The sequence below is a fragment of the Stenotrophomonas sp. YJH_SMC_79 genome (genome assembly GCF_059367995.1).
Genome location: NZ_JCAFRK010000004.1, coordinates 176,746 through 195,512, shown reverse-complemented (window position 1 = coordinate 195,512; position 18,767 = coordinate 176,746). Strand labels below are relative to the sequence as shown.

Annotated in this window: 15 protein-coding genes; 5 read left to right on the top strand and 10 right to left on the bottom strand. The window is 66.3% G+C overall.

From position 1 onward, the window contains the following. Positions 1–40 precede the first annotated feature (40 nt). Both AC5P57_RS16240 and AC5P57_RS16235 read right to left on the bottom strand, forming a co-directional pair. Positions 41–2,218 carry a TonB-dependent receptor gene (locus tag AC5P57_RS16240; RefSeq protein WP_262235075.1) on the bottom strand — a complete coding sequence of 726 codons (2,178 nt, stop codon included), beginning with the start codon at positions 2,216–2,218 and terminating at the stop codon, positions 41–43. Between the two features lie 195 nt (positions 2,219–2,413). Then, positions 2,414–3,247, bottom strand: coding sequence for a siderophore-interacting protein (locus AC5P57_RS16235; RefSeq protein WP_262235076.1), 834 nt, complete (start codon positions 3,245–3,247; stop codon positions 2,414–2,416). A 169-nt stretch (positions 3,248–3,416) separates the two neighbouring features. Between AC5P57_RS16235 and AC5P57_RS16230 the strand changes: the two genes are divergently transcribed. After that, entirely contained in the window at positions 3,417–4,031 is a 615-nt protein-coding gene (locus tag AC5P57_RS16230) for a TetR/AcrR family transcriptional regulator (RefSeq protein ID WP_099551064.1), read from the top strand. Between the two features lie 93 nt (positions 4,032–4,124). On the opposite strand, the gene AC5P57_RS16225 is transcribed toward AC5P57_RS16230, so the two are convergent. The 4 genes from AC5P57_RS16225 to AC5P57_RS16210 form a co-directional block, all read right to left on the bottom strand. Next, entirely contained in the window at positions 4,125–5,051 is a 927-nt protein-coding gene (locus AC5P57_RS16225; protein WP_099551043.1) for an ABC transporter six-transmembrane domain-containing protein, read from the bottom strand. Positions 5,052–5,253: 202 nt separating this feature from the next. Beyond that, positions 5,254–6,330, bottom strand: coding sequence for an ATP-binding protein (locus tag AC5P57_RS16220; protein WP_099551063.1), 1,077 nt, complete (start codon positions 6,328–6,330; stop codon positions 5,254–5,256). A 3-nt stretch (positions 6,331–6,333) separates the two neighbouring features. Next, the gene (locus AC5P57_RS16215) at positions 6,334–7,050 is read right to left on the bottom strand and encodes a response regulator (protein WP_099551042.1); all 717 of its coding nucleotides are present in this window, start codon (positions 7,048–7,050) and stop codon (positions 6,334–6,336) included. A 47-nt stretch (positions 7,051–7,097) separates the two neighbouring features. After that, a complete protein-coding gene (locus AC5P57_RS16210; protein WP_239503775.1) occupies positions 7,098–7,655 on the bottom strand; it encodes a hypothetical protein in 558 nt (185 codons plus the stop codon). A 236-nt stretch (positions 7,656–7,891) separates the two neighbouring features. Here AC5P57_RS16210 and AC5P57_RS16205 point away from each other — a divergent pair, with 236 nt between their 5' ends. Further along, positions 7,892–9,073 carry an efflux RND transporter periplasmic adaptor subunit gene (locus AC5P57_RS16205; protein WP_262235077.1) on the top strand — a complete coding sequence of 394 codons (1,182 nt, stop codon included), beginning with the start codon at positions 7,892–7,894 and terminating at the stop codon, positions 9,071–9,073. 2 nt (positions 9,074–9,075) lie between these two features. Further along, entirely contained in the window at positions 9,076–11,019 is a 1,944-nt protein-coding gene (locus AC5P57_RS16200; RefSeq protein WP_262235078.1) for a MacB family efflux pump subunit, read from the top strand. A 25-nt stretch (positions 11,020–11,044) separates the two neighbouring features. On the opposite strand, the gene AC5P57_RS16195 is transcribed toward AC5P57_RS16200, so the two are convergent. The 4 genes from AC5P57_RS16195 to AC5P57_RS16180 all read right to left on the bottom strand — a co-directional run bounded on the left by AC5P57_RS16195 (position 11,045) and on the right by AC5P57_RS16180 (position 15,405). Then, the gene (locus tag AC5P57_RS16195; protein WP_262235079.1) at positions 11,045–12,754 is read right to left on the bottom strand and encodes a sensor domain-containing diguanylate cyclase; all 1,710 of its coding nucleotides are present in this window, start codon (positions 12,752–12,754) and stop codon (positions 11,045–11,047) included. Positions 12,755–12,919: 165 nt separating this feature from the next. Further along, positions 12,920–14,104 carry a M23 family metallopeptidase gene (locus tag AC5P57_RS16190; protein ID WP_262235080.1) on the bottom strand — a complete coding sequence of 395 codons (1,185 nt, stop codon included), beginning with the start codon at positions 14,102–14,104 and terminating at the stop codon, positions 12,920–12,922. Position 14,105: 1 nt separating this feature from the next. After that, a complete protein-coding gene (locus tag AC5P57_RS16185; protein WP_142806027.1) occupies positions 14,106–14,690 on the bottom strand; it encodes an AprI/Inh family metalloprotease inhibitor in 585 nt (194 codons plus the stop codon). A gap of 70 nt (positions 14,691–14,760) precedes the next feature. Beyond that, positions 14,761–15,405, bottom strand: a complete 645-nt coding sequence (locus tag AC5P57_RS16180; RefSeq protein WP_099551036.1) for a TetR/AcrR family transcriptional regulator — start codon at positions 15,403–15,405, stop codon at positions 14,761–14,763. Positions 15,406–15,528: 123 nt separating this feature from the next. On the opposite strand from AC5P57_RS16180, the gene AC5P57_RS16175 reads away from it, so the two are divergent. Together AC5P57_RS16175 and AC5P57_RS16170 are read left to right on the top strand one after the other, a co-directional pair. Further along, a complete protein-coding gene (locus AC5P57_RS16175) occupies positions 15,529–17,817 on the top strand; it encodes a TonB-dependent receptor (protein ID WP_495219666.1) in 2,289 nt (762 codons plus the stop codon). Positions 17,818–17,834: 17 nt separating this feature from the next. After that, positions 17,835–18,731 (top strand): tyrosine-protein phosphatase, encoded by an 897-nt coding sequence (locus AC5P57_RS16170; RefSeq protein ID WP_262235082.1) that lies wholly within the window; start codon positions 17,835–17,837, stop codon positions 18,729–18,731. Positions 18,732–18,767: the final 36 nt, after the last annotated feature.

Below are 18,767 nucleotides of genomic sequence, written 5' to 3'. Positions count from 1 at the left end.
GGGCACCACGCGCCATGGCGTGGTGCCCTTGAAACGAGGATCAGAAATCGACGGTGGCCGACAGCAGGGCGGTGCGTGGCGTGCCCAGCCCGGAGCCGAGGCTGCCGGCCCAGTACGCCTTGTTGGTCACGTTCTGCACCGTCGCGCGCAGTACCAGCGGATGGCCGGCCGCCTGCGTCGCATAGCGGGCACCGAGATCGAACACGGTGCGGCCTGCAACCCACTGGCTGTTGTCTGCATTGATGTAGCCCTTGGACAGGCTGACCGCGTTGCCGGTGAGGGTGAGGCCGGCCACGGTCGGCACGTCCCATTCGACGCCCAGCTTGCCCTGCCATTGCGGGGTGGCCGTGGCCAGCCGGCCTTCGTTGATGCCGCCCTGGGTGCGGGTCAGCTTTGGCTGCAGCCAGCCGATGCCGCCCAGCACGCGCAGTCGTTCGGTGGCCTGGCCGAACACGGTCCATTCCACGCCACGGTTGCGCTGCTGGCCGCCGAATGAGAACACATTGGTGGCCGGGTCGGTATAGGCGCTCGGCTTTTCGATCTCGTACACGCTCAATGCGCTGGCCAAATGGCCGAAGTCGAACTTGGCACCCACCTCGCGCTGGCGCGTCTTGTACGGCGGGAACACGTCGCCCGCATTCGCTGCGCTGACCGGGGCGGTGCTGCCCTGGCTCAGGCCCTCAATGTAGTTGGCGTACAGCGAAAGTTGATCGCTGGCCTTGAACAGCAGTGCACCAGCCGGGGTATTGGCGCTGGCGTCGTAGCGTGCGGTGCGCTTTCCGGTGCTGCCATCGAAGGTGTCGCTGAGCACGGTCTGGTGACGGATGCCCAGGGTCAGCTGCACGCGGTCATCGATGAAGGACAACGTGTCGGCGATGCCGACGCTGGTGGTACGCACTTCCGCGGTCTTCGGCAGCGACGCATCACTGAAGCTGCGATCGATGGCCGGGCCCCACTGTGGGTCGTACAGGTTGGTTACCCAGTCGCGGGCCAGCAGATTGCGCTTGAAGCCGAATTTCTGGTCGTGCTGGTACCACGCGGCACTGATCGCCAGTGCGTGATCGACCGCGCCGGTGCGGAAGCGCGCCGAGAGGCCGGCTTCGGCGGTGTCCTTGCTGTAGATGAAGCGCTGGTGGGCGAAGTTGTTGCGGAAGTCGCCGGCGGTGTTGGTGATCAGCGTGGTGGCGCTGGCGATGGAATCGAAATCGGTATGGCCGTGACCGTAGCTGGCATGCGCCTGCAGGTGGTCATTGATGTCGAACGACCAGCGCAGCGCGGCGGCTGAGTCCTTGACGTTGCTGAAGGTCCAATCCGGTGCGAACAGGGTGCTGGCCTTCGGCGGGCGGGGCACGGCCAGTCCGGCTGCCAGCGAAACGCCGCGATTGAGGCCATCCACATGGTCACGGCTGCTGAACAGGTCCAGCGAGACCTGCGAGCGTTCACCTCGCCAGTCCAGGCCCAGCGATGCCAGCTGCGTCCTGTGCTGCTGGTGATCGGTGGCGGTGTCGCCTTCGCGATGCACGGCATTGAGGCGTACGCCGAACTGCTGCTGCGCGCCAAAGCGACGGCCAACATCCAGATGACCGCCGAACTGCGCGTCGCTGCTGTAGCTGGCCGTGAAGCGGGTCAACGGCGTATCACCTGCGCGCTTGGGCACCAGGTTCACTGCGCCACCCACCGAACCACCCGGTGGCATGCCGTTGAGCAGTGCCGATGGCCCCTTGAGCACTTCGATGCTCTCGGCCAGTTCGGGGGTGACGCGGTAGTAGGGGATCAGGCCATAGAGTCCGCCAAACCCGATATCCGACGAGGCGACACCGAAGCCACGGATGTTGAAGTAGTCGGTGATGCCGCCGCTGGAGCCGCTGTTGTAGACGCTGGGATCGGTCAGCGCAATTACCCGGACCAGGTCCGGTGCCTGGATGTTCTCGATGAACCCGGAGGTGTAACGGGTGGTGTTGAACGGGGTGTCCATGAAGTCGAGCTCACCGAGCAGGCCGACGCCACTGCCGCGGGCGACCTGGCCGCCGGCATAGGCATCGGCAGGCGCGGTCTTGTCGGCGCGCACGTTCACCGTGGGCAGCTGGCGGGCGCTGTCGGTTGCTTCATCTGCATGGGCGAGGGGAGCGAGCAGCAACGCCGGCAGCAGCGCTGCCTGCGCGGCCAGGGATAGGGTCGTGCGGCGTGGGGAGAGCAGGATTCGGGCGGGGAGGGACATGGCAGTTCTCGTGTGGTGGGTCGTGCAATCGGCCAGCACGGCGCCGTCGGTGGCCTGCACGGGCAGGACGACGCGGGCTGTGGAATGGCTTGCAGAGGGCACGGCACTGCCGCTGGGGCAATGCTGCACGCGAGGTGCGTGGGCGATCTGTGGCTGGGTGGAACGAAACGCAGGGCGCGGGTGTTGCGGGGTGGATCAGATGTCGTCGGCGAGGTCGTCGAGGTCCTGCAGGCCACCGCCGCGCGCCAGCACGCGTTCGTAGTTGCGACGGCGGCGCTGGTCGGTTTCGGTGGTGGTCTGGCCGTGTTTCCAGTAGCCGGCCACGGCGACGTCTGCGCGCGGCAGACCGCACGTTTCAAGGAAGTAGCGGCGCAGGGCGCGCATCTCCTCGCGTTCGCCTGCGGCCCAGACGGTGTTCGCCCCCATGTGCAACCGGCGTGCCTGCTGCAGCAACGGCGTAGCGCCCGTGGCCAGGCGCTGTACGCAGACGCCGTCGACGGCGGTCAGTTCGTCTACCGGGAAGGGGTCATCCGAAGCGATCCAGGCCTGCGCGCGAAGGCCGCTGGGCCACTGCTGCAGCAAGGCGAACAGTGCCGGGATGGCGCTTTGATCGGCGAACAGCAGAGCAACGCTGCCCTCGCGATGCGGCACCTGCAGATGTGGGCGCGGACCTGTGAGATCGATGGCGTCACCGGGCTGCAGTGCACGCACCCAGGCCAGCATCGGCCCCGGTGCCTCGTGCAGCACCACGTCCAGCGTGAAACGGCGGGTCCGGGCGTCGACGCTGCGCACGGTGTAGATCCGTGACACATCGCCGAACGCGGTACCCAGCTGGATGCGCACGGCGGTGTTGGCGCGCTGCCAGGGTGCCAGCTCGGCCTGTGGCGGCAGCTGTACGACCAGCCGAAGCAGGCTGGTACAGGGCTGCGTGACGTCAACGACGTGGACGCGCAGCGCCTGCAGGCCACGGTCGTGGTCGGCGCCGCGCAACGGCCCGGCCGGGGTGGTGGAAAGGGTGGGCGCGGACATCGACAACGATCCAGAAGGCTGCGAATGCGAATTAGTTACATCATAGTAAACTAAATTGATCGCCCCGCAACCCAGGCCTGCTGGAGGCGTATGCAACGCGTTGACCATTGCGTTGCCGCAGACCACCATGACAGGCCTTGCCAGCGCGCCGCGCAGGAACCGCAACAGCATGGCTGCACCGAAGAAGACCGTTGCCCGTGGGCGACCGCCCACCATCACCCGCGAGCGCATCGCCGACGCTGGCATCGCGATGACGCTGCCGGGGTTGAGCTTCGTGGGCGTGGCGGCAGCGCTGGGGGTCAGCCACATCGCGCTGTACAAGCATGTGGCGAATCTGGCAGCGCTGCGCGAGCTGGTGGCTGAGGTGATCTTCGAGCGTTGGCAGGCACCGCCATTGGAGGTCGGTGCGGGATGCAGCATCAACGACGATCTGTGCGCGTTCCAGCGTTCATTGCGGACACTGGTGGATGAGAATCCGGGTCTCGCCCCGTTCCTGGTGAGCCACGGTGCGAAGACGCCGGAGATGGTGGCACGCATCCAGCGCCACCATGCCGAGTTCAGTCGTGTGCATGATCTGCCGCAGGAACAGGCAGCATGGCTGCTGTCGACCGTGGCCTATCACGCCGTGGCCTTGGCCGACACCGTGTACTCGCGGCACGCCGTGGCGGACACCACGCGCCGGCCACGGGATCGGGAAGCACAGGAGGCCGAGTTCGACCGCAGCATGCAGGCATTGATCATCGGTGCATTGACGATGTGCGGGCGCACGGCAGGCGGGAGGTAACCGCCAATCCTGGTTGGCAGCGTTGCCCCGGTAGTCGCCAACCTTGGTTGGCGCCGCGACACATCGTTGCCCACCAGGATGGGCATCCACCGGTCAAGCGGCGTCCTTGTGCTCCGCGTCCTCCATGCCCGGGCTGACTCGCCGGCCGATGTCCTTCAGCCGCGCCAGCTGATCCACCATTGACGGCGCATCATCCAGGCTGCCGACGAAGGTCCACAGATAGGTCATCACCGCATACACATGGCCCGGAGTAACTCCGTCGGTGGTGGCGAGGCGGCCGATGGTCAGCGCGAACAGCACCGCTGCCGCCGCGCCAACGACCACAAAGGCACTCGCTTCGCGATCGGAGAGCAGGATGCGCAGCCGCGACAGCGTGGTGTAGTGGCGACGCAACACCGAGGGACTGACCCGGTCCACCAGGCGGATCTCATGCTCCAGCCGGTTGTTCAGGCGTCCATGCAGCTGCTCGTTGCGGCGTGCGAACGACGGCAGCAGCAACAATGCACCCAGCAGCGCGACCAGGCTTGCGGCGCCGACCAGCGGCTCGATCGCCAGCAGCATCCCCGCTGCACCGAACATCGACACCAATGCCGTGGCGATGATCGGCACGTGCTTCTCGAAGAAGTCGACGAACTCACGGGCCAGCACCACGCGGGCCGCCGAAGTGGATGTAGCCTGGCCCAAGCGGCGCTGCGCCTGCACCACGTTCACCGCCAGGTCGGCATAGATGCGGGTGAACGTTCGGGTATCGACCGCGCGGCGGGCGGCACCGACCAGCCAGAACAGCAGCACCACGCCGGCGTAGGAAATGGCATGGCCGATGTCGCCGCGGATGATGGCATCCACCGCGAAACCGGCGAACAGTGGATAGGCCAGCAGCAGCGCGTTCTCCAATGCGACCAGCGAGAAGGTGCCGGTGAGCTGCCAGGGATAGGTGCGCAGGATGGCTTTCAGGGTGGCGGCCGCATTCTGCTGGCCGATGCTGCCGGCGGCGGCCGCCGGATCGTGGGGGTGTTTCATGGGATGCCTGGGTGGGGTCGGGGACAGGGCAGGGGACGGATGCCTGCCATCTCCCGGGTTGTGCCCAGTATCTGCAGCCCTTTGGAGCGGGCATGGAGGGACGATGGAGATTGCGTGGAGAAACCGGCGGCGTTCAGCGGCGCGCGTGGTGCCCACCACGGTGGGCAACTACCAGAGCAGCGTCTGCCGCAACGCTGCGCCCTCAACGGCGCGCGTGCACCGGCCAGCGGATTTCGAAGGCACTGCCGCCACGTTCGGTAGCACGGCATCGCGCGGTTCCGTGATGTGCCACGGCAATCGCGCGCACCACCGCCAGCCCCAGCCCAGAGCCACCGCTCTGCCGCGAACGTGAGACATCGGTGCGCTGGAACGCCTCGAAGATGCTGTCACGCAGTTCGTCCGGCACGCCGGGGCCACCATCTTCCACGGCCACCGTGCAGTGCCCCTCCGCCAGCGTGACGCGTACCCGCAGCGGGCAGGGGATGGCATGGCGACGGGCGTTTTCCAGCAATGCCAGCACCGCCTGGCGGACGCGGGCCGGGTCGCAGTCCGCCAGCGACGGCCGCGCGTCCAGGCTCACCGAGAAGCCACTTTCGGTCAGCGCCTCGGACATCGCCTCCACCACTGCCGCCACCTGCACGCTGACATCGCTGCGCTGCAGGCGCAGGTCGAGATGGCCGCTCTCGGCCAGGCTCACCACGCGCAGGTCCTCGATGATGCGGGTCAGGCCCTCCAGCTGGGTCAGCATGCTGTTGAACTGCTCGGGGCCGGGCTCGAACACACCTTCGGCGATGCCTTGAAGACGCCCGCGCAGAATGGTCATCGGCGTACGCAGTTCATGCGCGATGGCGGCATTCCAGAACACCCTGTTCTCCGACATGCGGCTCAGGCGCTCCGCCATGGAGTTGAAATCGCTGACCAGCGCGGCCGCCTCGGCCATCGATGCATCACCACCGCGTGCACGGGCATCCAGATCGCCGCTGGCCACCCGGCGCAGGCTCTCGGCCACGGAGTTCAACGGGGTGATGATGCGCCGGGTCAGGCGCGAGGCGACCAGCGTGGCGAAGATGACGACGACGATGGCGGTCAGGCCGATCCACAGCCATTCCAGCCCGGACGGCATGATCGTTTCCGGCTCGTCATACCAGCGCGGATAGAACACCTCCATCAGGTAGTAGAACAGGTAGAAGCCGCTGATCGACAGCACCGTCGAACACAACGATGCGACCGTGATGGACAGCGTGATCTGGCGGCCGATGCTCTTGCCTTTGGGGTTCATCATTCAGTCCAGGAAACGATAGCCGACACCGCGGATGGTGGCGGGGATGCCGATCACGCCCACCTCTTCCAGCTTGCGGCGCAGCTTGCTGACGTGGCTGTCGACGGTGCGTTCCTGCGCATCGCCTTCGGGCAGGCAGGCATGCAGCAGGTCAACGCGTGCATGCACCTGGCGGGGAGCGCGGGCCATGTGCACCAGCAGGCGGAACTCGGTGAGCGTGAAACTCAAAGCATGCACGTGGTCATGGGTGCGCACGGTGACCTCATGGCTGCGCAGGTCGATCTCGAACGGCCCCTGGCGGATCAGCCCGTTGGGTTCTTCGACCACGGTACGAGCGCTGCGGCGCAGGACAGCCTGGATGCGCGCCACGATCTCGGCCGGGTTGAATGGCTTGGCCACGTAGTCGTCGGCACCCACGCGCAGGCCGGTCAGCTTGTCCACGTCCTGGTCGAGCGCGGTGAGCATGATCACCGGCGTGTTGCCGCGCCGGCGCAGTTCGCTCAGCACCTGCCAGCCGTCCAGCTTGGGCATCTGTACATCCAGCAGCACCAGGTCGGGGCGCAGCTGGCGGTGGCTGGCGAGGGCGGCTTCGCCGTCGGCAGCGCGGGCGCTGCGCAGGCCTGAACGAGCCAGGTAGGCGCCGAGGATGTCGGCGATTTCACCTTCATCTTCGGCAATCAGCACCAGGGGCGTCTGGCGCGTGCGGGCATCGGATTTCATTGCATGCTGCGGTTTCAAGTGAGGAATGGGAGACGCCGGCGACGGTGTCATCGCGGCCGTTCCAGGGTCTGCGCTTCTTCGTCGGCTGCCCACGCGAGCGTGGCCAGAACCAGCGTGTGCTGCAGGGCAGGCGCCAGTGTTGCGGTCCCGTGCAGGTGCTGTGCGAGCAGGGTCGATACGGTCGCAGGCAGCTTGTTCCACCGTGATTCCATGCCCGTTGCATCTACCCGGTCCTGCAGGCGTCGGGCCATGCGGACCAAGGCCCGCAGGCGCAGGGCAAGCAACGCGGCGACGAGGACAGCTGCTATCCCTGCAGGCATGAGGCTCACGTCGGCGCTGGAGGCGGACCAGGACGCGAGGCCGATCAGCGCCAGCGACGCCAAGGTGCCCGTGCGTGCCGAATGGGCGGGGCCTTCGCTGCGGAACCCCACCAGCGCGGCGGCTCCGGCACCTGCCAGCAGGGGCGGCGCCGGGTTCGCGCTGGCAAGCATCCAGGCGCTGGTCGACGCCAGTACCAGTGCAAGCAGCCACGGCGAAGGCACGCACCAGGCAAGGTAGGCGCGGCGGACATCGATGGGAGGCAGGTCTGGAAACGGGAGAGACACGGCGGGGACGCAGTCGGCGAGGCCGACAAGGCTAAGGGCCGTTGATGGAGACTTGGTCGAGATTGTGTCGAGATTTCGTGGACGCGATCCGTGCCGTTCAGGAGCGGGCCCCGTGCCTGAACGGAGGTGCGGCCTCCATGCAATCTCCACAGTGGCTCCAAGAAACATCCACCACCACCTTCCAGACTGCGGATTCTGCGGTCACATCCGGTGGCTGCGTGCATGCGAGCCTTCCGATGAACAACCGCAGGACCTGGATCATTGCCGCAATCGTTGCGCTTCTTGCAGGGGGTACCGGCTGGTGGCTGTTTGCCGAGGGTGATGATGCCGCGCTGATCACGGCGCCGGCAAGGGTGGCGGACCTGGAAAAGACCGTGCAGGCCGTTGGCCGGGTCAACCCCAAGGAACTGGTGGCGGTGGGTGCGCAGGTATCGGGCCAGGTCAAGCGCCTGCATGTGGTGCTGGGCCAGCGTGTGCACGCAGGCGACCTGATTGCCGAAGTGGATTCGCAGCCGCAGCGCATCGCCCTGCGCAGCGCCGAAGCGGCTGCCAACACGCTGCGTGCCCAGCATGCGGCCAGCGAGGCGCGCTATGCCCAGGCCATCCGCGTGCATGAGCGCCAGGCGCAGCTGGTGGCGTCGCGGCTGGTTTCGCAGGAAGGTTTCGAGACCGCACGGGTGGCGCGCGAAGCGGCGCGCTCGGACGTCGCAGCGCTGCAGGCACAGATCGACCAGGCGGTGACCCAGGTGGAAACCGCGCGGATCAACCTGGGCTACACCCGCATCGTCTCACCTTCCGACGGCTACATCGTGGCCATCGTCACCAAGGCCGGGCAGACGTTGAACTCGATGCAGACCACGCCGACCATCGTGATGCTGGCACAGATGGACACGATGACGGTTCGCACCGAGATCGCGGAGGCCGATGTGGAACTGATCGCGCCTGGCCAACCCCTGTGGTTCTCCACGCTGGGGCCGGGCGGACGCCGCTACGAATCGCATCTGCAGCAGCTTGAACCTGCACCATCGTCGATTGCCGACGTGGCCACCGGCAATACCGGCGGATCGGCGCAGACGCCGAAGGCGGTGTACTACGCCGGGCTGTTTGACGTACCCAATCCAGGCCTGAAACTGAAGCCGTCGATGACGGTGAAGGTGACGATCCAGCTGGCACGCGCCGCCAATGCGCTGCAGGTGCCGTTGACGGCAGTGTCCGAGAGCGACGACAAGGAGGGCTACCGCGCGACCGTACAGGTGATCGATGCCAAGGGCCGCGCCCGCGAGCGCGCAGTGACGACCGGCCTGCGTACCGCTACTGCGGTGCAGATCCTGTCTGGCCTCAAGGCGGGCGAGAACGTGGTGGTCGGGCAGGCGCCCAGCGGCGCGGAAGCCGAGCCCACCAGCCTTCTGGGGATGTGAGCATGGCCGACGCGCTGCTGGAACTGCATGGCGTTTCGCGCGCCTATCGCTCGGCCGCCGGCGAGGTGGTGGTGTTGAAGGACGTGTCGCTGCGCATCGAGGCGGGCGAGTTCATCGCCATCATCGGCCCGTCCGGTTCGGGAAAGTCCACACTGATGAACATCCTGGGCTGCCTGGACCGGCCAACCGAAGGCAGCTACCGCGTGCAGGGCGCAGCAATCGAGCAGATGTCACCGGATGAACTGGCGCACCTGCGTCGCGAGCATTTTGGCTTCATCTTCCAGCGCTACAACCTGATGGAGAACCTGAGCGCCACGGAGAACGTGGCGCTGCCGGCGGTCTATGCCGGCGTGGATGCCGATGCGCGCACCGCCCGTGCGCGCATGCTGCTGGAAACACTGGGGTTGGGTGAGCGCACCACGAACCGGCCCAGCCAGCTGTCCGGCGGCCAGCAACAGCGCGTTTCCATTGCGCGTTCGCTGATGAACGGCGGCGCCATCGTGCTGGCCGATGAGCCGACCGGCGCGCTGGATCATGCCAGCGGCAGGCAGGTGATGGCGGAGCTCAAGCGCCTGCATGCGCAGGGCCATACCGTGATCCTGGTGACCCATGATGCAGCGATTGCCGCGCACGCTACACGCGTGATCGAGATCGCAGACGGTCGGGTCGTATCCGACCGTGGTACGGGTGATCCTCCGGTTGCACGCAATGCTGCTGCCCACGAACGCAGTCCAGAACCGGGCGCCGCGCGCCGCGCGCGCCTGGATGCAATCAGGGAAGCTGCACGGATGGCGGTGCGTTCGATGCTGGCCCACCGGCTGCGCACCTTGCTGACCATGCTGGGCATCATCATCGGCGTGGCTGCAGTGGTGACCGTGGTTGCATTGGGCAAGGGCGCACAGGCGCAGGTCGAGTCACAGATCAACGAGCTGGGTGCCAGTACGCTGGACATCTTCCCGGGCGCGGACTTTGGTGACCCGCGCTCGACAGAGATCGAAACGCTGGTCGTGGACGATGCCGATCACCTTTCTGCATTGAGTTACGTAGACAGCGTAAGCCCCAATCTGAGCGGTTCGGTGGCCGCACTGCAGGGCAACCGGCGCGCCAATACGCAGGTGCTTGGCGTGGGCGCTGATCTACCGCGGGTACGCGGGCTGCGACTGAAGGCGGGCCGGTTCTTCACCGATGCCGAGGTGGAAGCGCATCGTGCGGTGGGCGTGGTCGACCAGAAGGCGGCCAAGGCATTGTTCAACGGCAATCCGATCGGTGGCACGGTGCTGCTGGGAGGCATGCCGGTGGAAGTGATCGGCGTGGTCGGTCCAAACACGTTTGCCGGCGGGGCGACGCCGACGGTCTATGTGCCGTACACCTCCGCGTCCTCGCGCCTGCTTGGCAGCCAGCGGCTGGAGAGCATCACCGTACGCGTGCGGGATGACGTGCCAACCACCGCCGCGGAGGCCTCGCTGGGCGCGGAGCTGCAACGCCTGCACGGCCGGCGTGATTTCTTCATCTACAACGCCGACCAGATCCGCAAGGCGGTGATGAAGTCCAGCCAGACCATGGCGGCACTGGTTTCGGCCATTGCTGCGGTGGCGCTGGTAGTGGGAGGCGTAGGCGTGATGAACATCATGCTGGTATCGGTGAAGGAGCGCGTGCGCGAGATTGGCGTGCGCCTGGCGGTGGGTGCCCGGCAGGGCGACATCCTGCGCCAGTTCCTGATCGAGGCGGTGCTGATCTGCCTGTTCGGTGGCGTGCTGGGCGTGCTGTTCGCATTCGGCGTGGGCGCGCTGTCCAGCCTGCTGTCGCTGGGCGTGCCGTTCCTGTTCACGCCTGGACCGGTGCTCGCCGCGCTGGCGTGTTCGTCTGCGATCGGGCTCGGTTTCGGCTACTTCCCGGCGCGCAGTGCTGCGCAGCTGGACCCGATCCAGGCGTTGGCGGCGGAGTAGGGTCGCGGCCGCTGCGGGGAGGGTCTCAGGTTGCAGGTCGCGGGTGCGTGCGCACGCGTGCGCGCTCGCGGTACAGACGACTGTCGGCACGCTGCAGGGTGTCGGCCACCGACTCACCTGGCGTGTGGTGGGTCGCGCCCAGCGAGAAGGGCGTGGGCGAGCGACCGGCCTGCTGCGCATACCACTGCTCCAGCGCGGCCAACCGCCCCGGCTCCGGGCAGGTCAGCACCACCATGAACTCGTCGCCGCCCATGCGCACTACGCTTTCCATTGCCCCCAGTGGCGCGCGCAGGAAGGCGGCGAACTCGACCAGCACGGTGTCACCCCGCGCATGGCCCTGCGTATCGTTGATCTGCTTGAAATGATCCAGATCGAACATCAGGCAGGCCCAGGGTTGATCAACCAGCTCGTCCAGGCGCGGCAGGAAGCGGCGGTTGTAACTCTGGGTCAGCGGATCCTTGAAGGACATCTCGCGCAGCTGCTGCTCCTGCATCCGCAGTGCGGTCACATCCTGCGCATGGCCCAGCACATAGGGAGGGTTCGCCTCACTGTCGAGCACGTTGTGATACGCCCAGAAATGGCGGGTGCCATCGGCGGCGATCAGTTCGATGACGCCGGCATCGGTGTGGTTGACCGTGATCCGCGCGAGATAGGCCTTGAATGCAGCACGCTTCTCGGGAGGCATCAGATCACACAGGCTGCGCCCGATCATATGACTTTCATCGAAGCCCAGCGACTGCACGGCCGCCGGGTTCACCGATGTCAGCACGCCCTCCAGCGTGTGCGTGCAGATCAGGCCAAGGCTGTAGTGGAACAGGCGCCGGTAGCGCGTCTCGCTCGCCTCCAGGGCATCCAGCGCGGCACGCTCCTCGGTGATGTCCTGGATGGCACCGACCAGACGAGGGTGCCCATCCACCTGCTGACGGCCTCCAACCACCCGGGTCCAGATGGAGCGCCCATCGGCGGTGGTCATCGGCAACTGCACGTCCCATGAGGTGCCTTCATCGATGCAGCGCTGCACCGCGCTGCGGATGATGTTGCGACTGTCCTCGCGATAGAAGGACAGTGCGGTGTCGAACGTGGGTTGATAGTTGCCGCGTACGCCGTGGATCTGCTTGGTTTCGCGGGTCCAGCGCACTTCGTGGGAGAGCAGGTCCATCTCCCAGCCGCCCACCCGTGCCGCGCGGTTGGTACGTTCCAGGAAGTCCTCGCTGCGTTTCAGTTCGCGGTGCAGTGCCTTGGCCTGGCCGACCTGCGCCATCAGGGTGCTGCGCTGTTCCAGCACCTGGGTGGTGACCCGCGCCAGATGCACCATCAGTTCGCGCTGCGAGGGCGACAGCACGCCCGGCATCGGATCGAGCAGGCACAGTGTTCCGATACGGGCGCCCTGCGCCGAGCCAAGCGGGATTCCCGCGTAGTGACGGATGCGCGGACCACCGGTCACCAGGGGATTGGTGGAGAAGCGAGGGTCCTGCCGTGCATCCGGGATCTCGAACAGTTCATCCTGCTCGATGGCGTGGGTGCAGAACGAGATATCGCGTGCAGTCTCGCTGACACCCTCGAGACCGATATTGGCCTTGAACCATTGGCGCTCCTCGGCCACCACCGAGATCAGGCCCATGGTCATGCCGGTCGCTGCGCGGGCAGCAGCAACGATTGCATCGAACACCGGTTCGGCTGGCGTGTCGAGCAGGTGCAGGCGGTCGATTTCAAGCAGGCGGTCGGCTTCGTCCATGGCGCGTGGCGTGACTGGAGGCGAGGGCGGTAGCAACAGGCGTCGGCATGACGCTACGTGAGCATGTGTTATCTATCGCCACAGCTGGGTGATGTGGGTGTGAGTCCTGGAACAACCGCATCTGCCATGTGATCGGATGCACAGAATTCTGCCTTGAAGGCGTGCTCAGAAGCCGATCACCACATCGTTGAGTGGTAGTTGCTGCTGGCGTGGCTCTGCGGGCAGCGCGGTCCAGGGCTCCCCCTGGCCGAACAGCTGCGCTTCGGATTCCGGGCCGAAGTACTGGAACCGATCGAACACATAGGGCATGCCCTCCGAGCCTTCGAAGCGGACGCCGTTGGACAGCTGGAAGTGCAGATGGGGCGCCGCGGAGTTGCCCGACTGGCCCAGCGCGCCCAGCGCCTGCCCGCGCTGCACGCGCTGGCCGGGCTTGACCTTGATGCTGCCCGTGCGCAGGTGGGCATAGCTGGCGAACACCCCGGGTGAAATTTCCAGCACCACGTAGTTGCCGAACAGGCCGTGGCTGGTCAGTGACGCCGGTTCGGGCTGCGGGGTCAGGGGAGGGTGCTCCGGCTCGCCATCGCGTACATCGCGGACTTCCCCGTCGGCCACGGCAATCACCGGCACGGCATAGCCGACCCAATCCTGGTGGCGCGCGTTCTGCAGATGCTCGGGAGCGGCATGCACCGCACGCCCCCGTGCATCCACGCCGACCAGATCGAGTGCGAACCGCTGCGGGATGGTCAGCGCGCCATTCACCGCAACCAGGCTACCCCAATGGTGCGACCGCGCGGCGCCCGGGCCTTCATGCGCGAGCCAGCGGCCTCCCGCCAGTGGTGGCCCGAGCACTGGTAGCGCCTGTGTGGCGACGTTGACCGCTGCGCCATCAAGCGTCGTGATTCCGGCCTTTTCTGTGGCGAAATCGATGTGGTGACGAAGCACGTGGGGAATCGGTGCATCCGCTGGCAGTGTCAGCCACACGAACACGACCAGGCGCTTGCCGGCAGCGATCGAGGGTGACGCACCGTCGGCAGCGGCGGGACGCACCCATGTGGACAGCGCACTGGCGTCCATGTCCAGCAGTGGCGAGGCAGAGCTGTCCGCGAACACCTGCAGCCCCTGCGGCCGCAGCGTGCCGGTGTCGCCGTAGAAATTGCTGATGTGCAGTTCGTAGGCGAGATGGCGTGCGCCGTCACTGCCGGTAAACGGCGCGGGCGCGAACGGTATGCGGGCCTCGACAGGTGCCAACGGCGGCGTTGCAGCGGTGGCTGCGGTGATCACAGCGCCGGGCAGCAGCGCAGCCATCAGCAGCCCGCGACCGACGCCAAGCAGGTTGCGTGGACAGGGCATTTCAACGCCCCTTGGGGTTGAGGTACAACCGCGCCCCATCCGTTTCACGATACCCCGACCAACGCCCTCCGCCCGACGCGCGGAAACGCCCGAATACGGTGTTGCTGGTGTCGGTCAACAGCAACTGGTTGCCCGACAGCACCCAGCGGTTGGCCGAGAAGAAGCCATCCGGGCAGCCGGCAGGCACATAGGCACTGTAGCCACCGAACCATTCGATGTTCTTCAGCTCGATGGTGCAGCTGCTGCCGTTCTCCTGGCCCAGTGTCCAGCTGCCGAACAGGTCGCTGTCGCGCACATCGCGGTCATCGCGCCGGCGGTCATGGCCCCAGTCATCGCTGTTGTCGTGGAAGCTGAAGTCCACGTCCATCCCTTTGCTTTCGCTGCGTGTCCCGGACTGCGAGCTGCCGCTGGTGGTGGTCTGGGTGGTCATCGCGCCACTGGTCCGGGTCTCGGTGCTGCTCGATTGTGTGGTCTGTTCGGTACGGGTGGTTTGTTCGCCGAAGCCGAACGAGGCATCCTGGGCCAGGGCGGGCAGGGCCAGGCAGCACAGCGCGGACAGGCAGCTACGGGCAAGCAGGGCAGCCATCGCAGGATCCTCGGAAGGGTGGGCCGCGCGAGTATCGAGCCGGTGGGGTGGGAGACCGTGTGAGGGCGGCTCAATCGGCCATCACCCGCCCGATGGCATCGGCCAGCAGGGCGCGCACGCGCGCCGGCGGCAGGTCCGGATCGCGCACGGCACGCATCGCCAGGCCCTCCACCAGCAACCGCAGCAACAGGGTGCGGCCGGCAATCCGCTCTTCGTCCAGAACCTTGCCAAGGCTGGCATCGCGTTGGCGCAGCCAAGCCTGGATGGCGGCGCTGGTCTGCTTGTCATGGGTACGCAGCACACCGGCCAGCTCCGGATCGCGATGGGCCTCGGCGTTGATTTCCGCGTACAGCGCCACGCTGGCGATGGCATTGCCATGGATCGGCAGCACTTCGCCGCGCGCCCATTGCTGGTAGCACTCCAGCAGTCCGTCGACCAGATCGGACGCGGCCGGCATCGCGCTGATCGATGCCTGGTCGTGGCGCAGCTGGCGTTCGATCAGGGCCAGGATCAGGGCGCGCTTGTTGGCGAAATAGCGGTACATCAGCCCCTGGCTGATCTCGGCCTCGGCGGCGATGTCGCCGATGGAACCGGCATGGAAACCGCGGGTGATGAAGCACTTCTGGGCGGCGTCGAGGATGCGGCGGCGCTGGGCCTCGGCATGGGCTGCAGCAGGATCTTCGGTGGTCGGGGCTTCGGCGGATTTCGGCGTCATTGCGTGCGGTCAGGGCGTCCAGAGGCGGGATAGTACGTCACAAAAGGTGTGAATGAACGGTCATTCATTTGTAATTCCCGCCTCCCAGACTGCGCCGGCCTTCTCCTTCCGCGAATGAGTCCGATGCGCCACGCCACGCTGCACCGCCCGTTGCTCACCCTCGCCATCGCCGCCGCGCTGCCGGCGCTGGCCCATGCCGAAGACAGTCCGGGCGCCGACGCCAGCGCGTCCGCCGATGCCGCACGCACCGTGGTCGCCCTCGACCAGGTGATGGTGACCGCGCAGAAGCGTGCCACCAACCTCCAGGAGACACCCATCTCGGTGTCGGTGGTCGATGCCGAAGCGCTGAAGGATCGCAGCGCGATCTCACTGGGCAGCCTGTCCGATGGTTCCATTCCATCGTTACGGGTCACGCCGTTTGCCACCCGCAGTTCGGCGCTGAATATCGGGATCCGCGGCATCGGTGCCTCCGGTGATGCCAACCAGCCAGCCCGCGACGCGGGCGTCGGCATCTATGTCGATGGTGTGTTCATGGGCCGCGCGCAGGGCCTGGGCAGCATGCTCTACGACGTGGAGCGCATCGAAGTGCTGAAGGGCCCGCAGGGCACGCTGTTCGGCCGCAATACCGAAGGCGGCGCGGTGAGCATCGTGACCAAGGCGCCGACCGGCGAGTTTGGTGGCAGCGTCAGCGCAGGGGTGTCCAACTTCAGCGGTTACAACAGCGCACTGCACCTGGACCTGCCCAAGGTGGGCGATGTCAGCTTCAAGATCGACGCCGTGCAGGCCAAGCGGGGTGGCACCACGGACAATCCCATGCGTGGCGAGCGTGACTTCAACAGCTACGACAAGCGCGGCGCACGCCTGAGCGCGCTGTGGCAGCCGAGTGATGACTTCTCGCTGCTGTATGCCTTCGACCGCTCCTACGATGCCACCACGCCGTACCACACCCAGGTGCTGGTACCGGGCGCCTACCTCAGCCCGCTGCAGAAGGCCGGCGCCAGCCAGGACCGCCGCGACAGCGCCATCCTGGGCGGGCCGCAGGAAGACAACATCGGTCGCACCAGTGGCCATCTGTTGAACCTGTCGTGGACATTGAGTGACACCCTTGAGCTGAAGTCGATCAGCTCCTACCGCGAACTGACCCAGGGCCAGTTCGACATGGGCCTGGTCGATGCGATATCGGCCTACGGTGGCGCCGGCACGCCGTTCGGGCGTTACAGCCTGGCGCAGGTCTACCAGCACCAGTACAGCCAGGAATTCCAGCTGATTGGAAACACCTCGCAGGTGCAGTTCCTCGGCGGTGCGTTCTACTACCATGAGACCGCAGGCGACAATGCGCAGACCCCGAACATGCTGGTGTGGGGGCCGGGTGGCAACAGCTACACGGTGAACCCGGCGACCAATCCGCTGGATCTTTCGCGCGTGCGCATCGACCGTGCCAGCAACGCGTGGACCGACAGCCTGGGCGTGTTCGGGCAGGCTACGTGGACGCCGGAAGCAATGCAGCGCCTGCACCTGACCGCGGGTGGTCGCTACACCCGTGATGACAAGAAGGGCAGCCTGTACATCGTCAACGGCACGGCAACGAACCTTGCATTCAAGGACCGCTGGAGCCGCTTCGACCCGATGGTCAACATCGCCTACGACCTGGGCGAGCACGCGATGGTCTATGCCAAGTACAGCACCGGCTTCAAGGCCGGCGGTGCCAACTCGCGTTCGACCAACTACAGCGCGTTCGGCCCGGAAGAGGTGACAGCCTACGAGCTCGGCTTCAAATCGCAGTTCTGGGACAACCGTGCCCGCCTGAACCTGGCGGTGTTCGATTCCACCATCGCACACAAGCAGATGGACTTCTCGCTGCCGTTCGACCCGAACAGCGGTGAAACCCGCACCACCATGGTCACCACCAACGCGCTGAGCGATGGCAAGTCCCGGGGTGCGGAGCTGGAATTCAACGTGATGCCGGTGGACAACCTCACCCTCGGCCTCAACTACGCCTATACGAAGATCGATGCGCAGACAGCATCCGACCCGTTCGGCGCTGGCGTGCAGGTGACCGTGCAGCCGCTGCTGGCACCGAAGAATGCGGGCAGCCTGTCGGCCGACTATCTGGTGCCGTTCGCCAACTTCTCGGCGCTGAAGTTCCATGTGGACGGCAACTGGTCTGATGGGTACTACACCAGCGAATACGACCAGATGCTCACCGACAGTTCGTTCGTGGTGAATGCACGGGTGGCGCTGGTGGATGTGCCGGTCAACAGCACCGGCACCACGATGTCGTTCTCGTTGTGGGCACGCAACCTGCTGGATGAGCAGCACCTGTTCTACAAGATCAACAGCGCGGCACCGGGCCAGAGCGGCATCTTCAACGACCCGCGTACCTTCGGCCTGGATGTGGCCGTCAACTTCTGATTCGAACGGAGAACCCCATGAAGACCCGCCATACCGGACTCGCCCTGGCCCTGATGCTGGGCCTGCCGCTGACCGCGACGGCTGTTGCCGCTGATGCGCCGCAGGCTGTCGCCGCGAAGACGACGGCCGCCGCCAATGTGAAACCCGTCGCTGCCGATGCGCAGCGGGTGATCCCGCTGCAGGGCGCCTGGAACGTGCGCACGTTCGCCGGCCTCCAGGGCCGCCACGGCCCGATTCCGGCCGATGCGTTCGTGCGTACCGCTGACCTCGGCCGCCTGACCGACGCCGACCGTGATGCGCTGGTCGCCGCCGGTGTGAAGCTGGACATCGACCTGCGCACCGCCGATGAGGAGGCACAGTCACCGGACCTGCTGGCCAAGGACGGTCGCTTCAACTATCAGCGCATCTCGCTGATGGGTACGGAGAAGATGGACCTGCAGAAGATGATGACCAGCTTCCCGGATTCGCTGGGCGAAGCCTATGTGCAGTGGCTGGGTCACAGCCAGCCGCAGTTCAAGCAGGTGTTCCAGCGCATCGCCGCGCAGCAGGACGGCGCGGTGCTGTTCCATTGCACGGCCGGCAAGGACCGCACCGGCATCATCGCCGGGCTGTTGCTGGACCTGGCCGGCGTGCCCAAGGCCGAGATCGTGCACAACTACGCGATCTCCGCGCATTACCTGGAAGGGCAGCCGAAGGACAGCGCGATGAACGCGCAGATCATGGCGCTGGTCAAGCAGAACCCGGAGATCGGCCGCAGGATGGCAGGCATGGCCGGTACCGCGCCGGACAACATGGAGCAGTTCCTGGCGGCGCTGCACCGCCAGTACGGTGGTGCGGAAGGGTACCTGAAGTCGATCGGGGTCAGCGAGCAGGAGATCCAGCAGTTGAAGGTGCGGCTGGGTCAGGCCGGCTGAGCAGGGCAGTGGCCAGGTAGGGGCTCCCCCGCAGCG